Genomic DNA, 25,401 nt, shown 5'->3' on the forward strand with positions numbered 1-25,401 from the left:
GACGGGGAGGGGACCGTCGGGCGCGGTGCCGGCGAAGGCGTCGTCGCACCCTCTGCTTCGGCGCCACGCCCCTTGCGTGACCGGCCGAACGCGTTCCGCAGGAGAGTGAGAATGCCCATGTGCGCAACCCTTCGCGTGAGTTGATGCCCGTATATCCCTGGCCAGGACGGACACGTAAGGTTAGCGGCCTCAGATGGTGATCTTGGGGAGGGGCGGGTACCTAGGGTCCCCGTACGTCAAGGGTCACATCGCGCCGCATGGGCGCTGCGCCGGGTACGCGCATCAACTGCCGTACAGATACCTCCAGTTCACCTTTCGTTCATTCAAAGGCCCCGCTCCCGCACAAACGTGCCCCTACCGTCCCCCACGCTGCACTCAAGGGGAAGCAAGGGGAGTACAAAGAGCCATGCGCATTCAGTTGCCGATCGTCAGTGTCAACAATGACTCGCATCACGGTGGCCGAGCGGCCCTGACCTGCCGGTTCCGGTGTGGTGACGCCTGTTTCCACGAGGTGCCCAACACCACCGCCAACCCGTACGTCGGTGACGTCATCGCCGACGCCCTCAGCCGCCGTACCGTGATGCGCGCCGCCGCCGTCGTCACCGCGGCCTCCGCCGTGGGCGCCTCCGCCACCGTCGCCGCCCCGAAGGCGAGCGCCGCCGACACCGCCGCCACGAGCACCCGGCACGCCTCCCGCGGTGCGCGCGGCCTGCGCTTCAGCCCCGTCGCGCCGAACACCGCCGACACCGTGACCATCCCGGACGGCTACGCGCAGAACATCGTCATCCGCTGGGGCGAGCCCATCCTGCGGGGCGCGCCCGCGTTCGACCCGGACAACCAGACCGCCGAGTCGCAGTCGAAGCAGTTCGGCTACAACAACGACTTCCTCGCCCTGCTCCCGCTCCCGGGCGAGCACGGCCGGCAGGTCCTCGTCGCCAACCACGAGTACACCGACGAAGTGCTCATGTTCCGTGGCTACGACGCCGCCAACCCGACCAAGCAGCAGGTCGAGGTCGCCTGGGCCGCGCACGGCCTCTCGGCCGTCGTCGTGGAGAACGACCACCGGACCGGCAAGCTCACGCCCGTGTCCCGGCACCCGCTCAACCGGCGTGTGACCGCCACCAGCGAGTTCAAGATCACCGGGCCCGCCGCCGGCTCCGACCTGCTGAAGACCTCCGCCGACCCGACCGGCACCAAGGTCTTCGGCACGCTCAACAACTGCTCCGGCGGTGTCACGCCGTGGGGCACCACGCTGCACGGCGAGGAGAACTTCAACCAGTACTTCGCCAACGCCACCCGCGCGACGGACAAGCGGTACGGGCTCGGGACCGGTGCCACGGAGCGTAAGTGGGAGCGTTTCGACAAGCGTTTCGACGTCGCCCAGGAGCCGAACGAGCCGCACCGCTTCGGGTATGTCGTCGAGCTCGACCCGTACGACCCCACCTCCAAGCCGCGCAAGCACACCGCGATCGGCCGCTTCAAGCACGAGGGCGCGACCGTGCGGCTGACCGACGACGGCCGTCCGGTCGTCTACTCCGGTGACGACGAGCGCTTCGACTACTTCTACAAGTTCGTCAGCAGCAAGCGGATGAAGAAGGGCAGCAGCCGGTCCGTGCGCGAGCACAACCTGTCGCTGCTCGACGAGGGCACGCTCTACGTCGCCAAGCTCACCGGTGACTCCCCGGCCATCGAGATCGACGGCACCGGCAAGCTTCCGGCCGACGGCGAGTTCGACGGCAGCGGCGAGTGGATCCCGCTGGCCACGGCGACGGCGAAGGGTGCCGAATCGCACGTCGAGGGGATGACCGCGGAAGAGGTCTTCGTCTTCACGCGTCTCGCCGGTGACAAGGTCGGCGCCACGAAGATGGACCGTCCCGAGGACATCGAGCCCAACCCGCGCACCGGCAAGGTGTACGTCGCCCTCACCAACAACAGCAACCGTGGTGTCGGCGCCAACGCCAAGCCGGACGAGGCCAACCCGCGCAACGCCAACAAGCACGGCCAGATCCTGGAGCTGACCGAGCGCTGGAACTGCGCCGACAGCAAGAAGTTCGCCTGGACGCTGTTCCTGGTCGCCGGTGACCCGAACGACCCGGCCACCTACTTCGCCGGGTTCCCCAAGGACGATGTCTCCCCGATCTCCTGCCCGGACAACGTCGCCTTCGACTCGCACGGCAACCTGTGGATCTCCACCGACGGCAACCAGCTCGGCTCGCACGACGGCCTCTTCGGCGTCGCCACGCGCGGTGACAAGCGCGGTGAGCTCAAGCAGTTCCTGACGGTGCCGAAGGGTGCCGAGACCTGCGGTCCGCTCGTCCAGGACCGTCGCGTTCTCGTCGCCGTGCAGCACCCGGGCGAGATCGACGGCGCCACGGCCGAGAAGCCGCTGAGCGCCTGGCCCGACGGTGCCGGCAAGATCAACCGCCCGGCCGTCGTGGCGGTCTGGCGCAAGGACGGCTGCGACATCGGCGTCTGAGCCGGTGCCCTTACGGGAGTGCTGGGACCGGCGGCTGTCGCTCACCCTCGTGTTCCAGCCACTCCCGGTACGCCGGCGCCTGGCGCGCCGCCTCCCAGTACGCCTCCTCCAGCGCGGGATACACCCCGTCGAGGTCCGTCTCCGTACGGGCCGCCAGGAGGAGGCGTACCCCGAGCGGGTCGCCGCGCAGGCGCCGTACCGCCATCGTGGGGCTGTCGGCGTGGGTCGGCTGGCAGACCGCGACGACCTCGCCGGTGGCGACCAGGGCGTCGGCGGTGTAGTAGTCGCCGTGCAGGACATGCGGGTTGACGCCGGCCGCGCGGAACATCCGCTGCACGGCGTCCCACTCCCCGTCCACCGTCGGGTCGACCATCCAGCGGTCGTCGGCCAGGTCACGCAGGGTGACCTCGGACTTCTCCGTGGCCGGATGGTCGGTCGGCAGTGACACGAACTGCGGCTCGCGCTCCATCAACACGCGTAGGCACAGCTCGGGCGGGATCCGCAGGGGCGAGCCCTCCACCTCGTGCACGAAGGCGACGTCCAGCTGGCCGTCGGCGACCATGCGCAGCAGGGCGTTCGGGGAGACGTTCATGTGGAGTGTGGGGTCCTGGCCGTGGCCGCGCAGCCGGCGCAGCCAGCCCGCCAGTGCCTTGCTCGCGGTGGAGCCGACCCGCAGTTCCGGGCCGCCCACCGCGGCCGCCCTCGCCTCCGCCACCAGGGCACGCATATCGGCCACCAGCGGGCGGGCGCGGCTGAGGACCAGCCGGCCCAGCGGCGTGGGACGGCAGCCGGTCCTCGCGCGCAGGAACAGCGCGCCGCCCAGCTCCTGCTCGATCCGGCGCAGCTGTGTGCTGAGCGACGGCTGGGCGACGCCCAGCTGGCGGGCGGCCCGGTGCAGACTGCCGGTGTCGGCTATGGCGCACAGCGCGCGGAGGTGTCTCACCTCGAGCTCCATGCCCTGGGAGATTAAAGCGGAATCAAAGCTTTCACCAGCCGCACAAATCCCCTCTGATCACAGCTAATTGGGACCCCGATAGGGCAGCGCTATCACCGATTGCCATCATCACAGCGGCCACACAGCGGCACACACTCGCCTTGACGACTCACCCCCCACCTAGGAGTCATCGATGCGCATGTCCTTTTCCCTGTCCGCCCGTTCGGCGATAGCAGTCGGTCTCGGCGCCGCGGCCCTCGGCCTCGGCACCATCGCTCCGGCGTCGGCCGCCCCGGCTCCCGACACCGCCGGCTACGTCGCCAAGTCCTCGGACTCCGACGCCAGTAAGGCCTTCTTCCAGGCGGTCCTGAAGTCGGTCGCCGAGAAGCGTGCCGAGAACCCGAGCGCCGCGGCCGTCACCGTCACCTACGACGCCTCCGGGGCGCCCGCGTTCAGCGCGCAGATAGCCCGCAGCACCGAGATATGGAACAGCTCGGTGTCGAACGTCCAGCTCCAGCAGGGCTCGAACGCCGACTTCACCTACCGCGAGGGCAACGACCCCCGTGGCTCGTACGCCTCGACCGACGGTCACGGCAACGGCTACATCTTCCTCGACTACCAGCAGAACCAGGAGTACGACTCGACTCGCGTCACCGCGCACGAGACCGGGCACGTGCTGGGTCTGCCGGACCACTACGAGGGGCCGTGCAGTGAGCTGATGTCCGGTGGCGGGCCCGGTCCGTCCTGCACGAACTCGCAGCCCGACGCCAACGAGAAGTCCCGCGTCGAGCAGCTGTGGGCCAACGGGTTCGCCGCCGCGATGGACAAGGCTCTGCACAAGGCCGCCCGCTAGTAACCGTCACGTACCCACCCCCCACATGGCGCGGTCGCCCTCCTGCACAGGGCGGCCGCGCCCACTTGTGCCCAAGGGCCCGGGGGCCGGAAGGCCGGCTCAGCGCGGGGACGTGATGGCGCGGGCCGCCGCCACCTCCTGGCGCAGGGGCTCCAGGACGCTCGCGGCCGGGCCTGTCAGGTCTGTGCGGACCTCGTACAGGGTTTCCGCTTTGCGTACGCCCTCTGCCAGCTCGCTCAGTTGGAGGGCCACCTGTGTCACCTCCGCCGCGGACGGTGGGGGTGCGCCGTGGCGTACCCGGACCCGGGCGGCCGTCGTGGCGTCCACGATGCGTTCCACCGCCACGACCAGGGGCCACCATGCGGCCGCCCGGCGTCCGGTGGGCGGTGGTTCGGTCAGGGCGCGCTGGAACTCGGTGCGGATGGCGGAGAGGTCGCGGTAGAGGCGGCGGCGCATCCGGGCGCGGGCCGGCGGGTCGACCGCGGACGGGCCGAAGGCGGCCTCGACATAGCGTGCCGTGTCGTCCACGGCGTCGGCCAGCCGGTCGCCGACCCTGGTGTGCCAGCTCTCCGGCCACAGCAGGTACCCGGCGACCAGGGCGATGGCGCACCCCATGAGGGAGTCGACCAGGCGGGGCAGCAGCAGCGCGGTGCCCTGGCGGTTCAGGACGTCCGACAGGAGCAGGATCACCGGCGTGATGGCGGCCGTCTGATAGCCGTACCCGCGCGGGGTGAACGCCGGGATCAGCGGGGCGAGGAGCAGCAGTACCAGTACGTCCCACCAGCCGCGCGGCACCTCCGCCAGCACCGCCGCCGCGATCACCAGACCGGCGACCGTGCCGAGGGCGCGCAGCAGCGCGCGGGAGAAGACGGAGCCGAAGTCGGGCTTGAGGACGAAGGTGATGGTGAGGGCGACCCAGTAGGAGCGGGGGACGGGGAGGATCGAGACCAGCACCTGGGCGATGCCGATGCACAGGGCCAGGCGCAGGCCGTAGCGCCAGGAGGCGGCCGACAGGGCGACGCCCCGGGCGGCGCGCGCGGCCCGGATGCTCAGCGCGGCCGGTCGGCCGAGGCGGTCGTCGATGCCTCGCGGGTCGACGTCGGGGGTCGCGACGACCTCGGCGGCGTACCGCAGGGCGTGGTCGACGGCACGGACGGTCTCGGTGGCGTCCGGGGCGGGCGGCTTCAGCCCGGTCGGGCCGGTGTAGCCGGTCTCGACGGCGGACGCGAGATGCCGTACGGCCTGCGGGATCTCCGGCGGGAGCGGGGCGGCGGCGAGGTGGGCGACGGGGGCGGCCTCGACGACCGGCGTGATCGCGTTCAACTGGGCGAGCAGGCGGGCGAGTTCGGGGCTGCGGCCGTGATGGCGGGCGCGATGGGCGAGGACGATGTCGTACGACTGGTTCAGCGACTGGGTGACGGCGTGCCGGGCGTCGTCGTACGCCTGGGTGCCGCCGCCGACGGCTGTGAGCAGCTCGGCGACCGCCCGGTAGGTGTCCGCGACCGCGGTCCGCTCCGGCACGCCCGATCTGAGCGGCCAGGCGAGCAGCGCGAGGACCAGGACGAGCAGCCCGCCGCCGGACATCAGCAGCGGCGCCAGCCACCACTCGCCCGGCATCGCCAGCCCCGCGCCGACCACACAGGTCAGCAGCAGCACAAGGCCCGACGCGGAGGCCACCGCGCCGATCGTCGAGATCATCCCGGAGACCAGCGCGACACCGGTGACGGCGACGACGGCGACCCAGCCGCGGCCGTACACCAGGGCGCCGAGGGTGATGCCGACGGCGCCGAAGAGCTGCGGGATGGCGATGGTGGGGACGCGGACGCGGTAGGCGGCGGCGGTGTCGCTGATGACGCCGTTGAGGGCGCCCATGGAGGCGAGGGCGCCGTAGAAGGGGCGGTCGACGGCGAGGCCGATGGCCAGGGGCAGGGCGATCGCGACGGCGGCGCGGATCACGGCGGCCCGGTTGACGGGGGCCTGCTGGGCCCGCAGGTTCCGCACGAGCCAGTCGGGGGGTGTGAGGCCGATCGGGAGCTCGCGGGGCATGCGGCCCATTATGGGCACCGGTGTTCAGCTCATCGCCGCTGGTGGAGCGTGAGGTCGGCGACAAGCGCGCGGTGGTCGGTGTGCTTCAGGTCGAGGAAGCGGGTGGCGCCGACGGAGAAGTCGTCGGAGAGCAGCACATGGTCGATCTGCACGCCGAGCGTCGGTGCGGTCCGGGCCGGCCAGCTGGGCGCCCGGTCGTGGCCGGCCAGCCGGGCGGCGTCCTGCAGGCCGGTGTCCAGGATGCGGCGGAAGGCGGCGTGGTCCTGGGAGGCGTTGAAGTCCCCGGCGACGACGAGGGGCGCGCGGTGGTCCTCGGCGGCGAAGTCCCGCAGCTCGCCGAGCTCGCGGCGCCACTCGTCGGTCCGGCCGGGCAGCGGCGGCATGGGGTGCGCCAGTTGGAGCCGTACGGCGTGTCCGCGGACGTCGGCGACGGCGCCGGGCATGGCCATGGCGCCGTCGACGCCGCCGGCGGGGTCGAGCGGGAAGCGGCTGAGGACGACCGAGCCCTTCGAACCGCCGGCGATCTGTGCCGCCCGGTGCGGATAGTCGGTGCCGAGGGCCTTCCTGAGGGTGTCGTCGCAGGTTTGCTCGCACTCCTGGACGAAGACGATGTCCGGCTTCTCCCGGCGGACGGCGGCGACCAGGGCGTCGGCCCCGTGCCCGAACTCGACGTTCGAGGTCAGTACCCGGAAGGAGACCAGCCCGGGTCCGCCCGGCTGGGTGCTCTTGCCGTACGGCTCGATGAACCAGGCGAGCAGACCGATCAGCGCGACGGCCCACACGACGCCGAACCACCAGCGCGACAGCAGGGCGAGCAGCAGGCCGAGGGTGGCGGGCACCAGCAGCCACGGCAGGAAGGCGAGCGCCTGCGGGACGGGGGTGATGCCGTCGGTGTCCGCGACGCGGCAGCCGACGATCACGCTGACGGCCAGGAACAGCAGCCCGGCCGGCCAGGCGCCGAACCGCCGCCCGGCGCGACGTCCGGGTGTGCCGTCCGGGGGTGCCGTCCACTCGGCAGCCGCAGTGTCCAAGTCCCCGGCCTTCCGCTCGCGGGTGGGATGCCCGAATCCTCCCTCAAAGACGGGGGCCGTGGGGCGAAGGTTGCGTGGCGGGGGAGGGGCTCAGTTCTGGGAGGAGCCGTCGACCCGCCGCAGGAACGCCTCCAGCGCTTCGTTGAACTCCGGCGGCCGTTCGAGGTTGGGCATGTGTGCCGCCCCCTCGATCACCCGCAGGGTCGAGTCCGGGAGTGCCGCGTGCATCGCCTCCGCGTCGGAGACGGGCGTGTAGGCGTCGTCGGCGCCCACGACGACCAGGGCGGGGACGGTGACCCGGGTCAGCAGGTCGCGGTAGTCGGGGCGTTCGGCGCGGCCGCGCAGGGCCGCCGCGGCGCCCTCGGGCGGGGTCGCCGTCATCATGCGGTGGACGTGGGCCTTGACCTCGCCCGTCGCATACGGCGCGACCATCTTCTCCAGCACCTCGTCGGCGTATCCGCGCATGCCCTCGCGCAGCAGCCGGTCCGCCATGGCGCCGCGCGTCCGCTTGCCCTCCTCGGTCTCCGCCGCCGGGAAGGTGTCCGCCAGGACCAGGCCGCGGATGCGCTCGGGGAAGCGGGCGTAGCACTCCATGACGATCTGGCCGCCCATCGACAGGCCCGCCAGCACGCAGGTCGCCACCTTCAACTCGTCCAGGAGCGCCTCGATGTCCTCGGCGAAGGCGGAGAGCGGGGTGATGCCGGGGACGACGGGGGAGGCGCCGTAGCCGCGCAGGTCGGGGGCGACGACCCGGCGGGTGGCGGCGAACGTCTCGATCTGCGGGGCCCACATCGTGCGGTCGAAGGGATGGCCGTGGACGAGGACAAGGGGAACCGAAGGACTATCGGCGCCTTTGTCCTCGTATCCGAGGAAAGGGGTCATGTGAACGACCCTAGATCCCCTCAACTCCTCGGTGCAATAAGATCCTTGCCCTCGGTGCAATGTCAGGGGAGGGCGCGTGAACGACTACCGGCGTATCGCCGACCGCATCGCGGACGACATCACCGCCGGACGGCTGCGGCCCGGCGAACGGCTGCCCCCGCAGCGGGCGTTCGCGCGCCGCCGCGGGATCGCCGGGTCGACGGCGGGGCGGGTGTACGCCGAACTCGTGCGGCGGGGGCTGGTCGTCGGTGAGGTCGGCCGGGGCACCTTCGTACGGGCCGCTCCGGCGGGGACCGGGCGTGCCCTCGTCGAGGCCGCGACCGCGGTGCCGGTCAACCTGGAGCTCAACTACCCGAGCGCGCCCGGCCAGGCGGAGCTCCTCGCCCCGGCCCTCGCACCGCTCCAGCGCCCCGACGTCCTCACCGAGGCGCTGCGCCCGTCCCCCGCCACCGGCACACCCGCCGCATGTGAGGCGGCGGCCGCGCTGCTCGCCACCCCCGCCTGGCACCCCGCCCCCGAGCGGCTCCTGTTCACCGGCAACGCCCGCCAGGCCGTCGCCGCCACCCTCGCCTCGCTGGTCCGGCCGGGCGGCCGGGTCGGCGTCGAGGCGCTGACGTACCCCGTGGTCAAGGAGATCGCCGCGCGGCTCGGCATCACCCTGGTGCCGCTCGCCACCGACGAGGAGGGCCCGCGACCGGAGTCGGTCGCCGCCGCCCACCGCACCGCTCCCCTGGCCGCGCTGTACCTCCAGCCGACGCTGCACAACCCGACCTCGCTGACGACCGGCCCCGAGCGGCGGCGCCGGCTCGCCCGCACCGTGCTCGACCTGGACATCCCCGTCGTGGAGGACCGGATCTGGTCCTTCCTCGCGGACGACGACCCCTTCGCCGCGCACGCGCCCGCCCTCACACATGTCGTCGACGGCCTCTCCAAGCGCGTCGCACCCGGCCTCACCGTCGGCTTCGTCGCCGTGCCTCAGGGGCGCGTCGAGGCGGTGGCGGCGGCCGTGCGCTCCGGTGGGTGGAGCGCGGGGCGCTTCGCGCTGGAGGCGGCCGTGCGGTGGATCGCGGACGGGACGGTCGAGCGGCTGGTCGCGGCGAAGCGGGCGGACGCGGCGCGCAGACAGCGCATCGTGGGCGAGGAGTTGCGAGGGTTTGCCGTACGGTCCGATCCCCGGGCCTATTTTGCCTGGTGGGAGCTGCCCGCCCCATGGCGCGCCGACACCTTCACGGCCGCCGCGGCAGCGCACGGCATCGCGGTCACCCCGGGCCCCGCCTTCACCGTCGCCCCCCACCACACCCCGGACGCCGTCAGACTCGGACTCGCGTCGGCTACCGAGCCGGACCTGCGCCGGGCGCTGCGGACACTCGCCGCCGTGGCGCGAGGCGCCCTGTGAGGGGCGGCAGGTGAGGGCCGCCGGCAGCTGGGACGCGGTGCGTCGGGGTGTCGTGGGTTGTGTCCGCGTTGTCCGTCAGGCTCGGGCTCGGGTCGGCTCGTGAGCGGGGTCTGCGCCGGGCGCTGCGGACACTCGCCGACGTGGCGCGAGGCGCCCTGTGAGGGGCGGCAGAGATGAGGGCCGCCGACAGCCGGGACGCGGTGCGTCGGGGTGTCGTGGGTTGTGTCCGCGACGCCCGTCAGGCTCGGGCTCGCGTCGGCTGCCGAGCCGGATCTGCGCCGGGCACTGCGGACGCTCGCCGACGTGGCGCGAGGCGCCCTGTGAGGGGCGGCAGATGAGGGCCGCCGGCAGCTGGGACGGGGTGCGTCGGGGTGTCGTGGGTTGTGTCCCCGTCGTCCGTCAGGCTCGGGCTCGGGTCGGCTCGTGAGCCGGGTCTGCGGGGGGCGTTGTGCGGGTTCGGCGGCGTTGGGTGACGTGTGTCGTGAGGTGGCAGGTGAGGGCTGCGGTGAGGCCCAGGGCGATCAGTAGCCAGGACACCGTGCGCAGGGTTTGCGTCAGGGCGTCGTAGATCGCGCCTGCTGCCGGGCGGTGGGTCGGGTCGGGGATGTCGGCCAGGGTGAGCCGGCGGCCGATCGCCACCGCGAGGGCGAGGAACGCGCCGCCGAGGGCCGTGCCCAGGGCGGTCGCCGTGACCGCGCGGCGACGGCACGCGGCGACGGCGATACCGGCCGTGGCGAGGACGGCGGCCGAGACGGGCAGCCAGAAGCCGGCGACTTCGAGCACGTCGTACCCCTTCCTGAGCCGGTCGAGATCGTCGGCCGGGAGCACCGGGACCTCGGTGTGCTCGACCGGGATGTGGCGGGCGAACGGGACGTGGTCGTCGGTGAGCCGGCGCTTGACCTGGGCGGTGATCGGGGCCAGGTCGACGGTCACCGCGCGCTCGCGGCCGTCCTGCACGGCTGAGAGCACCGCGTCGTGGACCGCCCTGTTGCCCGCGTCCCACGCCGTGCGGAAGGCAGCGGTCCGGGTGAAGGAGCGCACCGCGTCGGCCACGAAGGGACGCACGCTGTCCGCCGCCGGCGACGCCCGCAGCCGGCGGTCCATCTCGTGCGTGATCCCGGCGCCCACGGTGTCCGCGACCGCGCCCTGCACCGCCGGATCCGCCGCGAGCGGCGCCATCGTGGCGACGTATCTGCCGGTGTCGGCCAGCCCGTACATCACCCAGGCCGCCAGCGCGCCGAACGGCACGAGCAGGCACGACAGGGCGATCAGCGCTGCCGACAGGGCGTTCCGCACACGGGTGGGCACCCCTTCAGGCAAGGGTCACGGGACGGTGCCCGCCAGCGGGGCGCATGCAGACGGCCGCACCGCACCGCTCTCCGGTGGAGGGTTCACCCGAACGGGTGTCTCATGGAGCAGGGGAACGAGTAGGGCCGGGTTTGTGGGTGGATGAAGGGGAAACGGGTCGGTGCCGGTGAACGGCCGGGGCCGACCCGTCCACCCCTCAGCGGATCCGGTGCCCCTGGGCGTCCTCGTGCGTGTAGTAGCGGTAGAACAGCACGACGAAGAAGACCGCGCCGATCACGAGCCCCATGATCGAGGACCTGAGGACCGACGTGCCGGTCTGGCTGTACAGGAACCCGAACGAGCCGCCACCGAAGACGCCCCACAGGATCGCGTGCTGCTCTCGCCGCATGTGCGGGGCGAGGGCGCGGACGCCGACGTAGAGGATCATGAACGCGATCGCCGTGACGAAGCCGAAGAGCAGGTTCCAGCCGGTGATCTCGCCGCCGGAGCGCCGGTTCGCCGCGGCCCAGTAGCCGTAGACCAGCCCGAGGACGATCGGTACGACCACGCCCGCGATGCGGTGCGTCCGCGCGCTGAACACGTCGGGCAGTCGGCCGGTGCCCGTCACTGAGGCCCGTCCGCCGGGCGCGGGTGCCGCATGAGCCATGAGAGCACTCCTCTCTCCTCGCCCCCGCCATCCAGGGCACACCTGGGGCGCCCGCCTGGCAAGTCGGCGACGCGTTTCTTCCGCGCCGGCACCCGCCTCGGGTACCCGGATGCGGCAGGGCGAACGCCGTGCTTCGCTGAGGGCCATGAGGGCCGTCAGCGACGGTGCAACCGGCCTGAAGGGCGACGCGCGCCGGCAGAGCCTGCTGCACGTGCGGGGCCGCAGCGTCGCCTGGGTGCCGCCGCTGCTGCTGCTCGTCGCCATCGTGGCGGTGGACTACCGGACCAGCAGTGACTTCCGGATCCTGTCCTGGATCGTGCTGGTGCCCGGTATCGCCGCCGCGATCTGCGGGGTGTGGGGGACGGCCGCGTTCGCGGTGCTCGCACCCGCCACGTACGTCGCCGCGGACGTCGCCCTGCCGCACGAGTTCGAGGCCGGCCTGCCCGACCTGGTCCTCGCCGGCATCGGCGGCGTCCTCGCCACGGCGGCCTGTGTGGTCCGGGTGCGCAGCGAGCGGCGCATGGTGCACATGCAGGACGTCGCCGCCACCATCCGCCGCACCGTGCTGCGCCCGCTGCCGCCGGGCTGGGGCGGCCTGGAGCACGCCGCCGTCTATCTCGCCGCCGACAGCGAGGCCAGGGTCGGCGGCGACTTCTACGACATCCAGATCGGCCTGTACGGCACCCGCGTCATCCTCGGCGACGTCCAGGGCAAGGGGCTGGGCGCGGTGGAGGCGGCGGCCGCGCTGCTCGGCACGTTCCGTGAGACCGGGTACCACGAGCCCGAACTGGCCACGGTCGCCGAACGCCTGGAGGAGCGCCTCCAGCGGCACATCCTGATGCGGGTGGCCCTCGGCAGTGAGGACGGCGAACGGTTCGCCACCGCCGTGCTGATCGGCTTCCCCGAGGAGGAGCCGGAGACGGTGCAGGCCGTCGTCCTCGGCCACGACTGCCCGCTCGTCGTCGGCCCCGACGGGGTGCGGTCCCTGCCGCCCGGCCACGGCCTCCCCCTCGGCATGGCCGCACTCGACCCCGCGGGCGGCCCGCTGCCCGTGCACCGCGTCCCCCTGCGTCCCGGCGAGACCCTGCTGATGACCACGGACGGCGTGACCGAGGCCCGCAACAGCGACGGCGTCTTCTACCCGCTCACCGACGACGTCACCGCCGCCGTCGCCGCCGACCCGGGCATCGCGCGGCCCCGGCGGCTGGTCGCCTTCGTGCGGGAGCGCACACTGCGGCACTGCGGCGGGCGTCTCGCCGACGACACGACGGTGTTCGCGGTCCGGCGGACCAAAGGTGCGAAGGGTGTGGGGAATGGGGACGGAAACGGACGTTTGCGGGCCTGAGATCCCCCCTTTGCACCCGCAGCGGTTACGGTGCTGCCGTAAGTGATCGACGGGGGATGGGGAGGGACCGATGCCCGGAACCGTGCTGCTGCTCGCCGCCTCACCGGCCGGCAAGGGCTGTCTGGTGGACGCCGCCTCCGTGCTTCCCATCCTCGCGGCCGTGCCGCCCGCGGTGCTGTCGGGCACCGACACCGCGAACGTCGTCGAACTCGCCGACCCGCTGGAGCCGCAGGCCGTCCTCACCCGCCTGCGCGCCGCCGCGGCCGCCCCCGGGCCGCTCACCGTCTTCGTCGCCGGCCAGCTCCAGCTGGACCGCCGCCAGCACCTGCCCCACCTCGCGCTGGCCCGCTCGACCCCGGCGACCGTGCGCTACACCGGGTTCCCCTGGCACTGGTTCCGCGAGGAACTGCGCCTGCGCGCACCGGGTTCGACCTCCCTCGTCGTCGATCTGCACGCCGACACGGAGACCTGGGAGTGGCTGCTGGCCAACCCCCTCGACTCGGGGCGCACCAGCGCGGTGTACGGCCGCATCGCGCCGCCGCCGAACCGCCGTACGGTGGCGGGCCCGGCGTACATGAAGGCGGTCGCGACACTCCTGCGCAGCGGACACCGGCCGTCCCTGGACGAGCTGCACCAGCAGGCGCTCGCGCGGATCTCGCCGGAGGGCGGCGTGGGCACGGACATCGTGCTGACCGCGCCGCCGACGGGCTTCGGGGGCTCGGCCCCCAGACACCCGTACCGGCCCGAACGGCCTCGTTCCCAGGCGCCGCAGGGGCTGGTCGTGGCGAGCCCCCAGCCGAACCCGCAGCCCGTCGTCCTGAGCGGCGCGGTCAGCACGGGTCACCGTCACCGGCACCTGGCGCCCCAAGGGCAGACTCGGCACGGACGCGGCGTGGCCGCCTGTGCTGGATGCCGGGTCGGTGCGGCGGATCGCGGAGCCGGCCGATCCGTACGAGAAGCGGTGAGTGCCGTGCTGATCGTGGGCCTGGGAATCGCCGTCGTAGTCGTCGGGCTCGCCGTGCTCGCGTTGCTGATCGCGGCCGGCGTGTTCGTCGTGCTCTGTGTGCTGGCCCTGCTCGGCGTGCGGTTCCTGTTCCGGTCGCCCGACAAGCGCCGCGGCCACCGCCAGCAGCACCAGCAAAAACCCGGACACGACCAGGTATGGCCGTAGTCCCGCCTGCACGTACCGCAGATACAGCTCGCTGAACAGCGAGATCCGCAGGATCGCCGCGCCCGTCAGAAGCAGCAGTGCCGCCGGTCCGTAGCGCCTCACAGCAGCCACCACCCCACCAGCGCGCTGCTCAGCACGGCCACCACCCAGGTCACGGACGAGAACCGCAGGGCGAAGGACCGTCCGAAAGTGCCCGCCTGGAGGGCGATCAGCTTCAGGTCCACCATCGGGCCGACCACCATGAACGCCAGCCGCGCGGTCGGCGAGAAGCCGCTGAGCGACGCGGCGACGAACGCGTCCGCCTCGCTGCACACGCACAGCACGACCGCCAGCAGGGCGAGGAGCAGCACCGACAGCCAGGGCGAGCCGGTGAAGAGGTCCAGTACGGAGCGGGGCACCGCGATGTTGAAGGTCGCCGCGGCCGCCGCGCCGAGGACGAGGAAGCCGCCCGCGTGCAGGAAGTCGTGCTGGAGCCCGGCGGTGAAGGCGCGCGGGCCGGTGGCGGCCGGGCCGGAGTGCCGCTTCGGCAGCCGCAGCCACTCCTCGCGGCCGAACCGCGCCCACAGCCAGCCCATCACCACGGCCGTGGCCAGCGAGGCGGCCGGCCGGGCGAGGACCATCGCCGGCTGCCCGGGGAAGGCGACGGACGTGGCCACCAGGACGACCGGGTTGATGGCGGGCGCGGAGAGCAGGAAGGCGAGCGCGGCAGCCGGGGCGACCCCGCGCCGCATCAGGCCCGCGGCCACCGGCACGGACGCGCACTCGCAGCCCGGAAGGACGACACCGGCCGCTCCGGCGACGGGCACGGCGAGTGCCTGGTTGCGGGGCAGCAGGCGGCTGAAGACCCTCTCCGGTACGAAGGCCCCGATCGCCGCCGAGACGACCGTGCCGAGCAGCAGAAACGGCACACCCTGCACCGCGATGGCCGTGAAGACGGTCCACCAGGCGGCGACTGCCGGGGTGTAGAGGTCCAGCGCGACCATGGGCCCGAGGACCGAGGCGACCGTCGCGATGGCGATGAGCGCGGCGCCGCCGAGCACGGCGTAGACGAGCGCCCGTACGACGAGCCGCAGCCCGTCGACCACGCCGGTCCGCTGGTCCTCCACCGTGCCTGTCCCCACCTGTCCGAACCCGTGCGAATGCCCCCGCGAAGGCTAACCGGAGAGGCCTGTGCGCAGGCTGGGGATCCTCACAGGGGAGGCTGTGCGGGGGCCGGGCCCAGCGTCGTGGTGCCGGGGGCCGTGCGGTGGCCCAGGCCCGTGCGGTACGCGTCGAGCGCCGCCTCCACCCGGCCGGTGCGGCGCAGCAGGTCGCCGAGCAGACGGCACAGGTCGGCCAGGTCGCCCGCCGCGCCCGCGCGCTCCAGCAGGCTCAGGGCGCGGACGTAGTGCTCCTCGGCGGTCTCGGTGTCCCGGGAGTCCTCGGCGATGATGCCGAGCAGCCGGTGGGCGGCGGCGGAGTGCAGGGCGCCGCGTTCGGGGCTGAGGTCGCTGAGCACCTCGTGCAGAAGGGCGGCGGCCTCCTCCGACTTGCCGCGCCGGTGCAGTACGTCGGCGAGTTCGACGGCGACCTGGCTGGTGTAGAGCGCGGCGCGCTTGGCGGTCAGCATGGTCTGCGCCTCGCGCAGTTCCGCCTCCGCCCGCTCCAGGTCGCCGTTCTGGGCGTAGACGTAGCCGCGCATCCAGTGGCAGTTGGCGAGCTCCGTACGGATCTGGAGCTGCCGGTACAGCTCGGCGGCCTTGGCGAGGGAGGCGTCGGCCTCGGCGACGCGGCCCTCGGCGAGCAGGGTGCGGGCGACGGACCGGTGCATCCGGGCGACCAGGGCCGGGTCGCCGGCCTGCGGGGCGAGCGCGAGGGCGTACTCGGCGGCCTGGGCGGCACGCGCGTGGGCGCCCATGTCCATGTACGGGCCGATGACGCTCGCGTAGAGCAGCAGAAGGGCGTCGGGGTCGTGCAGTCCGCCGCGGTTCAGCTCGTCCAGGGTGGATTCGAGGAGGTAGACGGCGTACCGCAGCTCCCCGGCGAGGTAGTGCGACACGGCCCGCCCGCGCATGGCCGGGACACGGGCCGGAAGTGGCGCGTCGACCTCGGCGAGCACCTGCTCGGCAAGCTCGAAGTGGCGCCGGGCGGAGTCGAGTTCACCGGCGTCTATCCCGCACTCGCCGAGACCGAGCAGCGCGGCCGCCCGCTCCTCGGCGAACCCGTTGCCCTCCGCTTCCGCGAGCAGCGCGGTGTACTGCTCCACGGCGGCCTCGGCATCGCCGGTCGCGAGCACCCGCTGGGCCTCGGTCAGCCTCATCCGGAGGTCCGTGACGAGGTGCGCGGGGCGCCCCGTGGCGAGCTCCTCGAAGGCGACGCCGAGCCGCTCGGCGATGTGCCTGAGCGCGTCGTCGGAGGCGCGGACGCGGCCCGCCTCCAGGGTGGAGATGTACGCGGGGGTGTACGCCGGCTCCGCCAACTGTCGCTGCGTCAGCCCCCGGTCGGCCCGCAGCATCTGCACTCTTCGCCCGATCGTCCCGGGATCATCTCGGTCCGACATCGCTCAACGCCCCCAACTCGCCCTGTGCCCCTTGCCGGTCGAGTCTGACAGCGCTTAGGTTAAACCGCGTATTAAACGTGGTTAATCCAGAGCTGTTGCGAGGTCGCCGTGCAGGAACGCACCAGCCCCACCGAGCGCTACACCCGAGGCGTGGCGGCCGCGTTGGTCGCCGTGGCGACGCTGATCCTCGCCGCGAACGCGGGCCCGGCCCGGGCGTCAGCCTTCGGCGACGAACGCCACGAAGGTGGCGTATGCCTCCGGGGTGAGCGTGAGGGTGCCGACGCCGGGGTTCTTGGAGTCACGGACGGCTATGTGGGGGGTGGCATCGGCGACCTCGACGCAATCGCCGCCGGTGTTTCCGCTGTAACTGGACTTACGCCACGGGGCGTTGACCAGTTCCGGTGTGTTGCCCATAACGGTCCTCCAGTACGCCCTTGATCAGTTCCGCCGAATCCTCCACGGAGAGGGCGGCTCCCTGCAAGCCAGCGTAACGAAGGGCGGCTTCGCGGATAGTCTCCGGATTGGCCGTCATGTGGCCCGAGATCAGGTCCTCGGTGTAGACGATGTCGGGGTCGTCGTCGAAGCGGAGCAGGTTGAACGAGCCCGCCAAGCTGACGTGTTCGCCCACCCGGAACGGCAGCACCTGGAGGCGGATCCAGCGCTCGTCCTGGAAGCTCAACAGGTGGCGGAGTTGCTTGCGCATGACTTCCGCGCCGCCGATCGGCCGGTGCAGCACTGCCTCGTCAATCACCACCAACGTCAGGGGAGGCTGCTCCCGCTTGAGGATTCGCTGGCGTTCCATGCGGGCGCCGATCAGTGCGTCAAGGTTATCGGGCTGACCTGTCGCCAGCACGGCCCGTGCGTACTCCTCCGTCTGTAGCAGTCCGTACACCATCTGGCACTGGTACGTGGAGATGTAGGTCGCCTTCGCCTCCATCTCGGCATACGGCTGGAACCACGTAGGCAACTGGCTCCGCAGCACCAATCCCACGAGCCTCGAAAAGTAGCCGTCCGTCACCAGGGCCGCGTCCACCCGTTCGGCGAAATCCCGCGTCGGCACCTTCAGGGTCGTCTCGACCTGGCCGATCAGCGACCCCGTGCAGAACAGGACCGAGCCGAACTGTTTCAACGTCAGTCCCGCCTCCTCCCGTTTCCTCCTCAGCTCGTAGCCGAAGTAGTCCAACGGAGAAGCCGTGGGATCGAGTTGACGAATGTGAACCAAGGCGTACCACCCCCAAGTCCGGTCTGTAGCTGAGCGTAACCGGGCAACTTCACAGTGGTGACGGAAACCGGAAAATCACCGCGACATCCCCGCCCGCCCGCTGTTACGGTCACGGCCATGCAGCGCGCGAAGCCAAAGCCGTCTCTCACGACGGCGCCGGACCCCGTCCCGGCGCCGCGCTGACACCTGAGCGAATCCGAAGCCCCGGGGCGAGTGCCCCGGGGCTTTGTCGTGGGTGCTCGTCCCTTCAACCGAAGGAGCAGCCATGCACGACCACCGCCGCCTCGGCCGCGAGCTCGACCTCTTCGACACCGACCCCCTGATGGGCGCCGGCCTGCCGTACTGGCTGCCCGACGGGGCCGTAGTCCGGCATGCACTGGAGGAGTACGTCCGGGACGTGGAGCGCGAGGCCGGCTACCGGCACGTCTACTCGCCCGTGCTCGGCAAGCGTGAGCTGTACGAGATCTCCGGGCACTGGGACCACTACAGCGACGACATGTTCCCGCCGATGGACCTGGGCGGTGCCGAACAGGTCGTCCTGCGCCCCAGCCTCTGTCCGCACCACGCCCTTATCTACCGCTCCCGCTCCCACAGCTACCGCGAACTACCGCTCCGCATGGCCGAGCTGGGCGGCATGTACCGCGCCGAGCTGTCCGGCGTGCTCGGCGGGCTCACCCGTGTCAGGGCCATCCAGCTCAACGACGCCCACATCTTCTGCACCCTCGACCAGGCCGTCGACGAGGCCCGAGCAGCCCTGAAACTCATCGCCCGTGCTTACGCCGATATGGGCATCCGGGCCGTCCGCCACCGTCTGTCCCTCCCGGGCGAGGGCGGGAAGTATGTCGCCGACCCGGCGCTGTGGGCGCGGGCCACCGCCCTGCTCCGGGAGGTTCTCGACGGCTCCGGCGTGCCGTACGAGGCCGTCGAGGGCGAGGCCGCGTTCTACGGCCCCAAGATCGACGTCCAGATCGCCGACCCGGCGGGCCGCGAGGCGACCCTGTCCACCGTCCAGATCGACTTCCACCAGCCCGAACGCTTCGACCTGCACTACATCGGCCCCGACGGCGCCAAGCACCGCCCGGTCATGGTCCACCGCAGCATCATCGGCAGCGTGGAGCGGGTCGTCGCTCATCTCATCGAGCAGCACGGCGGCGCCTTCCCGGCCTGGCTGGCGCCCGTGCAGCTGCTGATCCTCCCCGTGGCGGAGGCGCAGATCGGACAGGCAGAAAAAATTCTTGCCCGAGCCCGCCAAATGGGTCTGCGCGCGGAACTCGCCGGTCCCGAGCACGGCACTCTGGGCGCCCGCGTCCGCGCGGCACGCCTCGTGCCGTATCAGGCGGTCATCGGGGAGCGGGAGGCGGCGGCGGACGGCGACCTCGTGGCCGTACGGCTGCGGGACGGGCGTAAGCCGGGGGCCGTACCTGCGGAGGAACTGGTCGCCCGGATCACCGCCCGCGTCGCGGCGCGCGGGCTTGAGCTGTGGGATGTGTGAGGCGCCAAGACGCCGTATGGCGCCGCGCGCACGTGACCGCACGGCGGCGCCATACGACGACGCACTCCACCTGTAAGACACCGTAAGGTCGCACTCGTACCGCCCGCCACCGCACCCGTGAGGGGAGCTCCGCCGTGACGAACGCCGACGGTCAGCGCGTACCGGTGATCATCGACTGCGACACCGGTGTCGACGACGCCCTGGCGCTGTTGTTCGCCGTACGCCATCCGGGGCTGGACCTGCGCGCGGTCACCTGCGTGGCCGGGAACACGGACGTGGACGGCGTCGTACGCAACACCCTGACCGTGCTGGAGCAGGCCGGTGCCCCCGAGATCCCCGTGGCCAGGGGCGCCGGACGCCCGCTGATCGAGCCCGCGCGCTCGGCGCGGCATGTGCACGGCGACGACGGCATGGGCGACATCGGGCTGCCGGCCCCGACCCGCGCCCCGGCCGACGTGGACGCGGTGACGCTGCTGCGCCGCGAGATCCTGGCGTCCCCGCGCCCGGTCACGCTGGTCCCCACCGCGCCGCTGACCAACATCGCCCTGCTGCTGCGCACGCACCCCGAGGTGACCCGCAACATCGAGCGGATCGTCTTCATGGGCGGCGCGGTGGCCTGCGGAAACGCCACGCCGGTCGCGGAGTTCAACGTGTGGCACGACCCGGAGGCCGCCGCGATCCTGCTCACGGCCGGGGTGCCGATCACCATGTACGGCCTGGACGTCTTCCAGCAGGTCGTGGTCCCCGGGGCGGACGTACGCCGACTGCGGTCGAGCGCGGAAAGCGGCGCCCGGCTCGCCGGTGAGCTGCTGGCCCACCGCCCGTCCGCGCCGGACATCACCACCGACGCCGAGGCGGGCGGCATCGGCGACGCGGGCGCGGTCTGCGCGGTCGTGGACCCGGCGGGCATCACCACGCGCCTGCTCCCGGTCGAGGTCTCCCTCGCCCCCGGGCCGACGCGCGGTCAGACGATCGTCGACCGCCGTCCCCGCCCCGGCGAGTCCGAGATCCACACCGGCACCCGCGATCAGCACCTGGTGGACGTGGCCCTGGACGTGGACGTGGACCGTTTCGCGAAGCTTTACCTGTCGACGGTCGAGCGTCTTTGACTCGGGCCGGCCAGCGGCGTGACGATGGCGAGTACGCCGAGCAGACGCGCATTCGGATCGTAAGCAGCGCGGTTGACGCGGCCATCACGGCTCGTCCCGGACGCCTTTCGCGTGCTCTCCAGTGCCGCATACGCTGCCGCCCATGGCCGACTTCCTGCAGGTATCCACCGCAACCCCCACCCGCGAGCAGGCCGTGGAGCTGGCCCGCACTGCCGTGGCCGAACGGCTCGCCGCCGGCGCGCAGATCATTGGCCCTGTCACGTCCGCGTTCTGGCACGACGGGGAGTTCGGCACTGGCGAGGAATGGCAGCTGCTACTGAAGACCACCCGCGCCCGCTACCCGGAATTGGAAGTCCACCTGTATGTGAACCACCCGTGGGACAACCCGGAGATCGCGGCCGTAGCGATCGAAGCCGGATCGGACGGCTGCCTCGACTGGATCGCCGCCAGCACCACGCCTGCCAAGTAGCTCAGGCGCGGTCCTGCTCCAATACGTCGGCGACAGCGGGCAGCGCCTGGTGCTGGCCGAGCCGTCGCAGCACCGGGGCGAGCCGCTCGCGCGGCCGTACGGACGCCACGCCGGACGACAGGTCGAGGGCGCGGCCCGCGACAGTGGCAGCCTGCTCGACCTCCCCGGCCGTCAGGTAGGAGTCGGCGAGCCACGACAGGTACAGCGCCTTGTCCCGCGCGTGCGAGTCGTCGTACCGGGCGAGCGCGGCCTCGAGGACGGGCACCGCCCGCAGCGGCCGGCGTAGCTCGGTCCAGCAGCGGCCGGACATGATCTGCAGCTCGGTGTCGTCGACCCATGCCGCCCAGTCAGGTTGGGGTGCGCCGTCGACCTCGGCGAGCGCGTCGCGGGCGGCGTCCAGCGCGCGCTCCGTCTCCTCTGCGTGCCCAGCGACCGCGTGCGCCCAGGCGAGCCGCTCGTACAGCAGCGCCCGCACCCTGGGCGCCGCGTCCGGGCCGGCCGTGGTGCATGAGCGGGCGGCGGTCCGCACGGCGTCCTGCCGGGCCTGTCGGTCCCCCCGTAGTCCCTGGTACGCCAGGAAAGCGAGCGCGTTCCCGGCGAGCTCGGCATCCCCGGCATCGGCCGCGGCTTTCTGGCTGGCTTCGTACAGGCCGCGCGCCTCGGAGTGCAGGCCGCCGTCGAACGCCGCCCACCCGGCCTGCTGCGCCTGCTCGGCGAGCACGGACAGCAGCCCCCGGGCCGTCTCCTCGGTGTAGGTGCTGCGGCGCAAGAGCGTCCTGGTTGCCTGGTACTCGCCCAGATAGGTGCGGTACGTGTCGCCGCCGCCGAGAACGTCGTCGAGGCGCCGTAGGCGTGCCGTGCGCTGCCGCAGCTGACCGGGGAGGTCGCCGCCGACACGGCCGCCCGTCGGCGGGCGGGAGAGGTCCGGCAGGCTGACGGCCAGGCTCGCGGCAGCAGACGTCTTCAGGAACTCCCGGCGCCCCGCGCCCACCGAACCCTCGGAGGTCGTCTCCCACGGGCGAGGGGCCAGCCCCACCATGTGGCTGGGGACTCGGAAGGCGTCGGCGATACGCACGATTTTCTCGAACGAGGTGACCTTGCCGTGGCCCTTGGCCAGCGTTCCCACGCGCTCCGGCTTGATGCCGCACTCGGCTGCGATGGCCGAGTAGCTGATGCCGGCCTCGGCGCGGGCGACGTGAAACACGGTGCCGAAGTCATGGGCAGCAAGCGCGGATCGCACGTCGGGGCGCTCAAGCAGCCTGCGAGGGAGCGCGGTTGGCGGTTCGTGACCGGTCATGAGGTGCCCCGTGGCGCTCGGGTGATGGCGTGGTCTGACGTGAGGGTACCCACGATGGGTACCCCTCGGCGGGAAGTCAGAAGCCGTCTGCGCTCGCAAGGTTGAGCCTCGGACCCCGGCGAGGTTGGTGGCCTCCCGGGGCGTGGCCAACGCTTCGAGGGAGCGCCGACATGGCGACAGATACCACCCATCCGCCCGCCACGGCAGAGCGGGCACTGGTCGACCTGGAGACGATCCGCGCCACCGCACGCCGACTCCTCGTGGCCGACGCCGAACCGCCCATGCCCGGTGAACTGGGCACACTCACACTCCAGTTGCGCGGACACGTCATGCTCGTCATCCCCGAAGTCGAGACCGCCGCCGAACGGCTCCCGAAGGACGACGGTCCCACGCGCGTGCCCCCTCGCCTGCGTCGGAGAAGCTCGCATCAGACTCAGCCTCGAACTCGGCGACGACCTCGACGACGCCGTAGCCGTCGCCCACGAACTCGGCATGTCCGGGCCCGGCTGGACAGTGTGGGCCCACCGCGAACACGCCGACCTCGTCGAGCCGGACGCGGACGCCGTACGGATCCTGGCCCGCGTCCACATCACCCGCGCCCTCTAGGGCAACTGACCCCCGCTCGTCCCCGTACCCCGCGAACTCAAGGGGGCGGGCGGGCCAAAACGCCTCTCACCGGAGGCGAACGTCCACAACAGGAGGAGAAGAACGTGACCATCGCGTTGGAACGTCCCGTGGGCACCACCGACCCGATCACCCTGGTTGACCCCGAGGTGATGAGCCGACTCGTCCGCCGGGTCACCACCGACCACGCGGAAATCAGCAACCAAACGGCACAGCGCATCATCGGCCAGGCCGCCGCGTTCATCGCCGCCTCCGGCAAGGAGCCCGGCCGGAACCTCGTACCGAGCGAGCTGGTCGACTACGGCTGGCACGCGTTCATCCTGCACACCGTCGACTACGCCGCCTTCTGCGAGCGCGTCGCCGGCCGGTTCGTCCACCACGTACCGACCGACGAGGAAGAGCAGACCCCGAGCAGCGCGGCGACGGCACGCGAACGCACCGTGGCCGCGATCGCGGTGGCCGGGTACACCGTCGACACCGAGCTGTGGAACTCCGCGGCCGACTGCAACCAGTGCCACGCCGGATGCCACGACAGCCCGAAGAGCGGCTGACAGCACCGCGCCACCTGTAAGACACTCCAGCCGCCCGGTGTCGCTGCCGGGCGGCCGGCCCTACGAGCGGAGCCTGCAGTGACAGACACAACAATCGCCTGGGACACCTACTCTGCCCAACGGCCCGAACGCCGAGCAGTCAACGCCTGTGGCGAAACAACCTGGTTCAACTGGACCCAGTACGAGGACCACGGGCCCGGCGTCGAGCTCCTTGAGGTAGAGCGCGGTGCCCGGGTCCTCGACCTGGGCTGCGGCAAGGGCGGCAACGTCGCGCACCTGGCACGGATGGGCATGGACGCCGTCGGCGTCGACGTGTCGGGCGCCCAACTGCACGCGGCCCGGGAGCGGTGGGGCGACGAGCCTGGGCTCACCCTGGTCCACACCGATGCCGCCGCCTACCTGCGCGCCGCCGCCCCATTCGACGCCGCGTACTCGGTGTACGGGGCACTGTGGTTCACCGACCCGACCCTCCTGCTGCCCGCGATCCGTGAGCGGCTGCGGCCGGGCGGCCGGCTGGTGTTCTCGCAGCGACCTCCCGTCGAAGGCTGTTACGGCTGCCAGGCCTCGTACATCCCGCGCGGCCCCGACCAGGATCCGCTCGTGGTGAAGCGCTGGGACCACGAACCGGACGTGTGGAAGCGTGTGTTGGTCCGACACGGCTACACGGACGTGCACTCGATGGTGCTCGCCGCGCCGTCGGGGCCGCGCACAGTCGGCACGCTCATCGTCTCTGCCCGCGCGTAACAGCGGTCACCGCGAGGCAATCGGGCCATCACCTACTCTAGGTCACAACGCAGACACATCTGCTCCATACGGTGCACACACCGCAGGATGATGCCGAATTACGCGCAATCACCCTGGGGGACTCGTGAGCAACGACGCACAACCACCCATGCCCGACTTTCCGCCGCCCGCACCGCCGGCGCCGAAGAAGCCCCGTAACTGGGTCATCATCAGCTCGGCCGCCGCCGTCATTGCTGCGGTCATCGGCACGGGCGTGTTCGTCGTCAACTCCCGCGACGACAACAGCAGCAGCACCACGTCCGCGGCCACCACGTCGGCGACCGAGGACGCCATCACGGCCGCCATTGAAGAGCCGACCCCGGAGCCGACGTACGAAGTGGTCGACGCCGACAGCTTCACGATCGAGCTGCGCACCACCAAGCGGCAGTGCTTCGGGTCGGCAGGTTGCAATGTGACGGTGGAGCCGGAGCTGACGTACCTGGGTGACAGCACGGCTATCGACCCGGATGCCGTGTACGAGATCACCTATGAGATTCGTGGCGACGATTCCGGGCCGGTCATTGAGACGGCTGAGCTGTCGGACCAGACGAGCTTGAACTACACGCCGACTTCGATCAGCACGGCTTCGTCGGGCACGAAGGTGTCCGCGAAGATCACCGACGTCCTGGCCCGGGGGTACTGAGGCGTCGCAGGCAGGGCGCGCGGCGGCCCCGCTCCTGATGGGCCTCGTACGCGACCGTACCCTCGTCACTCCCGTACGGAGAGCGCCTCCGCGGGCGCCGTCCGCAGTGCCTGCCGGGTGGGCAGTTCGACGGTCAGGAAGGCCGTGCAGACGACCAGCGCGGCGAGGCCGGGCAGCAGCCATGCCGGGCCGGCATCGCGCCTGGAGCGGCTCAGCCCCCGGGAGCGGGACGTGCTCGCGCTGATGGCCGAGGGCCTCGGCAACAGTGCCGTCGCCGAGCGGCTCGTCGTCACCGACGGCGCCGTGCACAAGCACATCCGCAGCATCTTCGCCAAGCCGGACCTGTCGCCCGAGGACCAGGTGGACCGGCGGGTGGCCGCGGTGCTGCGGTATCTGGAGGACGTGCGGCGGCGGGGCCGAGGTGTCGCAAGGACGCGCGGCAGCGGGGCGAGGTACAGCTGGCTGCACCTCGCCACGGGCCCAAACACCACCACACAGACGCCAGTTGGCCTGATCGTCCGAACCCAGCCCGGTTCCTAGGTTGGTGACCGCAGCGCGGACAGCGTTGCTGACACCGACCGATC

General features: G+C 72.0%; 22 protein-coding genes and 2 pseudogenes. 13 read left to right on the plus strand and 11 right to left on the minus strand.

What is annotated here, in order from left to right:
• The first annotated feature begins 406 nt into the window (after positions 1 to 406).
• Complete coding sequence (locus EAO75_RS43020; RefSeq protein WP_148000420.1) at positions 407 to 2,476, plus strand: PhoX family protein; 2,070 nt, start codon at positions 407 to 409, stop codon at positions 2,474 to 2,476.
• A gap of 10 nt (positions 2,477 to 2,486) precedes the next feature.
• On the opposite strand, the gene EAO75_RS43025 is transcribed toward EAO75_RS43020, so the two are convergent.
• A complete protein-coding gene (locus tag EAO75_RS43025; RefSeq protein ID WP_148000421.1) occupies positions 2,487 to 3,431 on the minus strand; it encodes a LysR family transcriptional regulator in 945 nt (314 codons plus the stop codon).
• Positions 3,432 to 3,603: 172 nt separating this feature from the next.
• Here EAO75_RS43025 and snpA point away from each other — a divergent pair, with 172 nt between their 5' ends.
• The gene (gene snpA / locus EAO75_RS43030; protein ID WP_148000422.1) at positions 3,604 to 4,263 is read left to right on the plus strand and encodes a snapalysin; all 660 of its coding nucleotides are present in this window, start codon (positions 3,604 to 3,606) and stop codon (positions 4,261 to 4,263) included.
• A 99-nt stretch (positions 4,264 to 4,362) separates the two neighbouring features.
• Here the strand turns inward: snpA and EAO75_RS43035 are convergent, their stop codons facing one another.
• The 3 genes from EAO75_RS43035 to EAO75_RS43045 form a co-directional block, all read right to left on the minus strand.
• A complete protein-coding gene (locus EAO75_RS43035; protein ID WP_148000423.1) occupies positions 4,363 to 6,309 on the minus strand; it encodes an FUSC family protein in 1,947 nt (648 codons plus the stop codon).
• 29 nt (positions 6,310 to 6,338) lie between these two features.
• Positions 6,339 to 7,340: an endonuclease/exonuclease/phosphatase family protein gene (locus EAO75_RS43040; protein ID WP_148000424.1), complete on the minus strand. Its 1,002-nt coding sequence runs from the start codon at positions 7,338 to 7,340 to the stop codon at positions 6,339 to 6,341.
• A 90-nt stretch (positions 7,341 to 7,430) separates the two neighbouring features.
• A complete protein-coding gene (locus EAO75_RS43045) occupies positions 7,431 to 8,222 on the minus strand; it encodes an alpha/beta fold hydrolase (RefSeq protein WP_148000425.1) in 792 nt (263 codons plus the stop codon).
• A gap of 76 nt (positions 8,223 to 8,298) precedes the next feature.
• Between EAO75_RS43045 and EAO75_RS43050 the strand changes: the two genes are divergently transcribed.
• The gene (locus EAO75_RS43050) at positions 8,299 to 9,618 is read left to right on the plus strand and encodes a PLP-dependent aminotransferase family protein (protein ID WP_148000426.1); all 1,320 of its coding nucleotides are present in this window, start codon (positions 8,299 to 8,301) and stop codon (positions 9,616 to 9,618) included.
• Between the two features lie 399 nt (positions 9,619 to 10,017).
• Here EAO75_RS43050 and EAO75_RS43055 read toward each other — a convergent pair whose 3' ends face one another.
• Together EAO75_RS43055 and EAO75_RS43060 are read right to left on the minus strand one after the other, a co-directional pair.
• On the minus strand, positions 10,018 to 10,926 hold the full coding sequence (locus EAO75_RS43055) for a hypothetical protein (RefSeq protein ID WP_148000427.1): 909 nt from the start codon (positions 10,924 to 10,926) through the stop codon (positions 10,018 to 10,020).
• 196 nt (positions 10,927 to 11,122) lie between these two features.
• Entirely contained in the window at positions 11,123 to 11,572 is a 450-nt protein-coding gene (locus EAO75_RS43060) for a hypothetical protein (RefSeq protein WP_148000428.1), read from the minus strand.
• 145 nt (positions 11,573 to 11,717) lie between these two features.
• On the opposite strand from EAO75_RS43060, the gene EAO75_RS43065 reads away from it, so the two are divergent.
• Positions 11,718 to 12,917, plus strand: a complete 1,200-nt coding sequence (locus EAO75_RS43065) for a PP2C family protein-serine/threonine phosphatase (protein WP_148000429.1) — start codon at positions 11,718 to 11,720, stop codon at positions 12,915 to 12,917.
• Positions 12,918 to 12,987: 70 nt separating this feature from the next.
• Complete coding sequence (locus EAO75_RS47980; protein ID WP_261989647.1) at positions 12,988 to 14,088, plus strand: hypothetical protein; 1,101 nt, start codon at positions 12,988 to 12,990, stop codon at positions 14,086 to 14,088.
• Positions 14,089 to 14,186: 98 nt separating this feature from the next.
• Here the strand turns inward: EAO75_RS47980 and EAO75_RS43075 are convergent, their stop codons facing one another.
• The 4 genes from EAO75_RS43075 to EAO75_RS43090 all read right to left on the minus strand — a co-directional run bounded on the left by EAO75_RS43075 (position 14,187) and on the right by EAO75_RS43090 (position 17,849).
• Positions 14,187 to 15,194: a permease gene (locus EAO75_RS43075; protein WP_148000430.1), complete on the minus strand. Its 1,008-nt coding sequence runs from the start codon at positions 15,192 to 15,194 to the stop codon at positions 14,187 to 14,189.
• Between the two features lie 83 nt (positions 15,195 to 15,277).
• Positions 15,278 to 16,627, minus strand: a complete 1,350-nt coding sequence (locus EAO75_RS43080) for a helix-turn-helix domain-containing protein (RefSeq protein WP_148000431.1) — start codon at positions 16,625 to 16,627, stop codon at positions 15,278 to 15,280.
• A gap of 216 nt (positions 16,628 to 16,843) precedes the next feature.
• Positions 16,844 to 17,041 (minus strand): DUF397 domain-containing protein, encoded by a 198-nt coding sequence (locus tag EAO75_RS43085; RefSeq protein ID WP_148000432.1) that lies wholly within the window; start codon positions 17,039 to 17,041, stop codon positions 16,844 to 16,846.
• Positions 17,001 to 17,849 (minus strand): helix-turn-helix domain-containing protein, encoded by an 849-nt coding sequence (locus EAO75_RS43090; protein WP_148000433.1) that lies wholly within the window; start codon positions 17,847 to 17,849, stop codon positions 17,001 to 17,003. Before EAO75_RS43090 ends, EAO75_RS43085 begins: the two co-directional genes overlap by 41 nt.
• A 265-nt stretch (positions 17,850 to 18,114) precedes the next feature.
• On the opposite strand from EAO75_RS43090, the gene thrS reads away from it, so the two are divergent.
• The 3 genes from thrS to cutA all read left to right on the plus strand — a co-directional run bounded on the left by thrS (position 18,115) and on the right by cutA (position 20,919).
• Complete coding sequence (gene thrS, locus EAO75_RS43095; RefSeq protein WP_148000434.1) at positions 18,115 to 19,341, plus strand: threonine--tRNA ligase; 1,227 nt, start codon at positions 18,115 to 18,117, stop codon at positions 19,339 to 19,341.
• Positions 19,342 to 19,475: 134 nt separating this feature from the next.
• Positions 19,476 to 20,450: a nucleoside hydrolase gene (locus tag EAO75_RS43100; RefSeq protein WP_148000435.1), complete on the plus strand. Its 975-nt coding sequence runs from the start codon at positions 19,476 to 19,478 to the stop codon at positions 20,448 to 20,450.
• A 142-nt stretch (positions 20,451 to 20,592) separates the two neighbouring features.
• Positions 20,593 to 20,919: a divalent-cation tolerance protein CutA gene (gene cutA / locus EAO75_RS43105; protein WP_187284800.1), complete on the plus strand. Its 327-nt coding sequence runs from the start codon at positions 20,593 to 20,595 to the stop codon at positions 20,917 to 20,919.
• Position 20,920: 1 nt separating this feature from the next.
• On the opposite strand, the gene EAO75_RS43110 is transcribed toward cutA, so the two are convergent.
• On the minus strand, positions 20,921 to 22,123 hold the full coding sequence (locus EAO75_RS43110) for a helix-turn-helix domain-containing protein (RefSeq protein ID WP_261989648.1): 1,203 nt from the start codon (positions 22,121 to 22,123) through the stop codon (positions 20,921 to 20,923).
• Between the two features lie 374 nt (positions 22,124 to 22,497).
• On the opposite strand from EAO75_RS43110, the pseudogene EAO75_RS48800 reads away from it, so the two are divergent.
• The 5 genes and pseudogenes from EAO75_RS48800 to EAO75_RS43140 form a co-directional block, all read left to right on the plus strand.
• A pseudogene (locus tag EAO75_RS48800) lies at positions 22,498 to 22,608 on the plus strand (DUF6415 family natural product biosynthesis protein); the annotation flags it as partial.
• A gap of 318 nt (positions 22,609 to 22,926) precedes the next feature.
• Positions 22,927 to 23,391, plus strand: coding sequence for a glycine-rich domain-containing protein (locus EAO75_RS43120; RefSeq protein WP_222724024.1), 465 nt, complete (start codon positions 22,927 to 22,929; stop codon positions 23,389 to 23,391).
• 78 nt (positions 23,392 to 23,469) lie between these two features.
• Complete coding sequence (locus tag EAO75_RS43125) at positions 23,470 to 24,135, plus strand: class I SAM-dependent methyltransferase (protein ID WP_148000437.1); 666 nt, start codon at positions 23,470 to 23,472, stop codon at positions 24,133 to 24,135.
• A 124-nt stretch (positions 24,136 to 24,259) separates the two neighbouring features.
• Positions 24,260 to 24,817 carry a hypothetical protein gene (locus EAO75_RS46310; protein ID WP_261989649.1) on the plus strand — a complete coding sequence of 186 codons (558 nt, stop codon included), beginning with the start codon at positions 24,260 to 24,262 and terminating at the stop codon, positions 24,815 to 24,817.
• Positions 24,818 to 25,012: 195 nt separating this feature from the next.
• Positions 25,013 to 25,231 (plus strand): annotated as a pseudogene (locus tag EAO75_RS43140) (response regulator transcription factor); the annotation flags it as partial.
• Positions 25,232 to 25,401: the final 170 nt, after the last annotated feature.

The sequence above is a fragment of the Streptomyces sp. UW30 genome (assembly GCF_008042075.1).
Lineage (GTDB): Bacteria > Actinomycetota > Actinomycetes > Streptomycetales > Streptomycetaceae > Streptomyces.

What these genes read in the sequence shown, in the direction of transcription:
- EAO75_RS43020 (WP_148000420.1), top strand. Translation starts at nt 407, where the DNA reads ATGCGCATTCAGTTGCCGATCGTCAGTGTCAACAATGACTCGCATCAC.
- EAO75_RS43025 (WP_148000421.1), bottom strand. Translation starts at nt 3,431, where the DNA reads ATGGAGCTCGAGGTGAGACACCTCCGCGCGCTGTGCGCCATAGCCGAC.
- snpA (WP_148000422.1), top strand. Translation starts at nt 3,604, where the DNA reads ATGCGCATGTCCTTTTCCCTGTCCGCCCGTTCGGCGATAGCAGTCGGT.
- EAO75_RS43035 (WP_148000423.1), bottom strand. Translation starts at nt 6,309, where the DNA reads ATGCCCCGCGAGCTCCCGATCGGCCTCACACCCCCCGACTGGCTCGTG.
- EAO75_RS43045 (WP_148000425.1), bottom strand. Translation starts at nt 8,222, where the DNA reads ATGACCCCTTTCCTCGGATACGAGGACAAAGGCGCCGATAGTCCTTCG.
- EAO75_RS43060 (WP_148000428.1), bottom strand. Translation starts at nt 11,572, where the DNA reads ATGGCTCATGCGGCACCCGCGCCCGGCGGACGGGCCTCAGTGACGGGC.
- EAO75_RS43065 (WP_148000429.1), top strand. Translation starts at nt 11,718, where the DNA reads ATGAGGGCCGTCAGCGACGGTGCAACCGGCCTGAAGGGCGACGCGCGC.
- EAO75_RS47980 (WP_261989647.1), top strand. Translation starts at nt 12,988, where the DNA reads ATGCCCGGAACCGTGCTGCTGCTCGCCGCCTCACCGGCCGGCAAGGGC.
- EAO75_RS43080 (WP_148000431.1), bottom strand. Translation starts at nt 16,627, where the DNA reads ATGTCGGACCGAGATGATCCCGGGACGATCGGGCGAAGAGTGCAGATG.
- EAO75_RS43085 (WP_148000432.1), bottom strand. Translation starts at nt 17,041, where the DNA reads ATGGGCAACACACCGGAACTGGTCAACGCCCCGTGGCGTAAGTCCAGT.
- thrS (WP_148000434.1), top strand. Translation starts at nt 18,115, where the DNA reads ATGCACGACCACCGCCGCCTCGGCCGCGAGCTCGACCTCTTCGACACC.
- cutA (WP_187284800.1), top strand. Translation starts at nt 20,593, where the DNA reads ATGGCCGACTTCCTGCAGGTATCCACCGCAACCCCCACCCGCGAGCAG.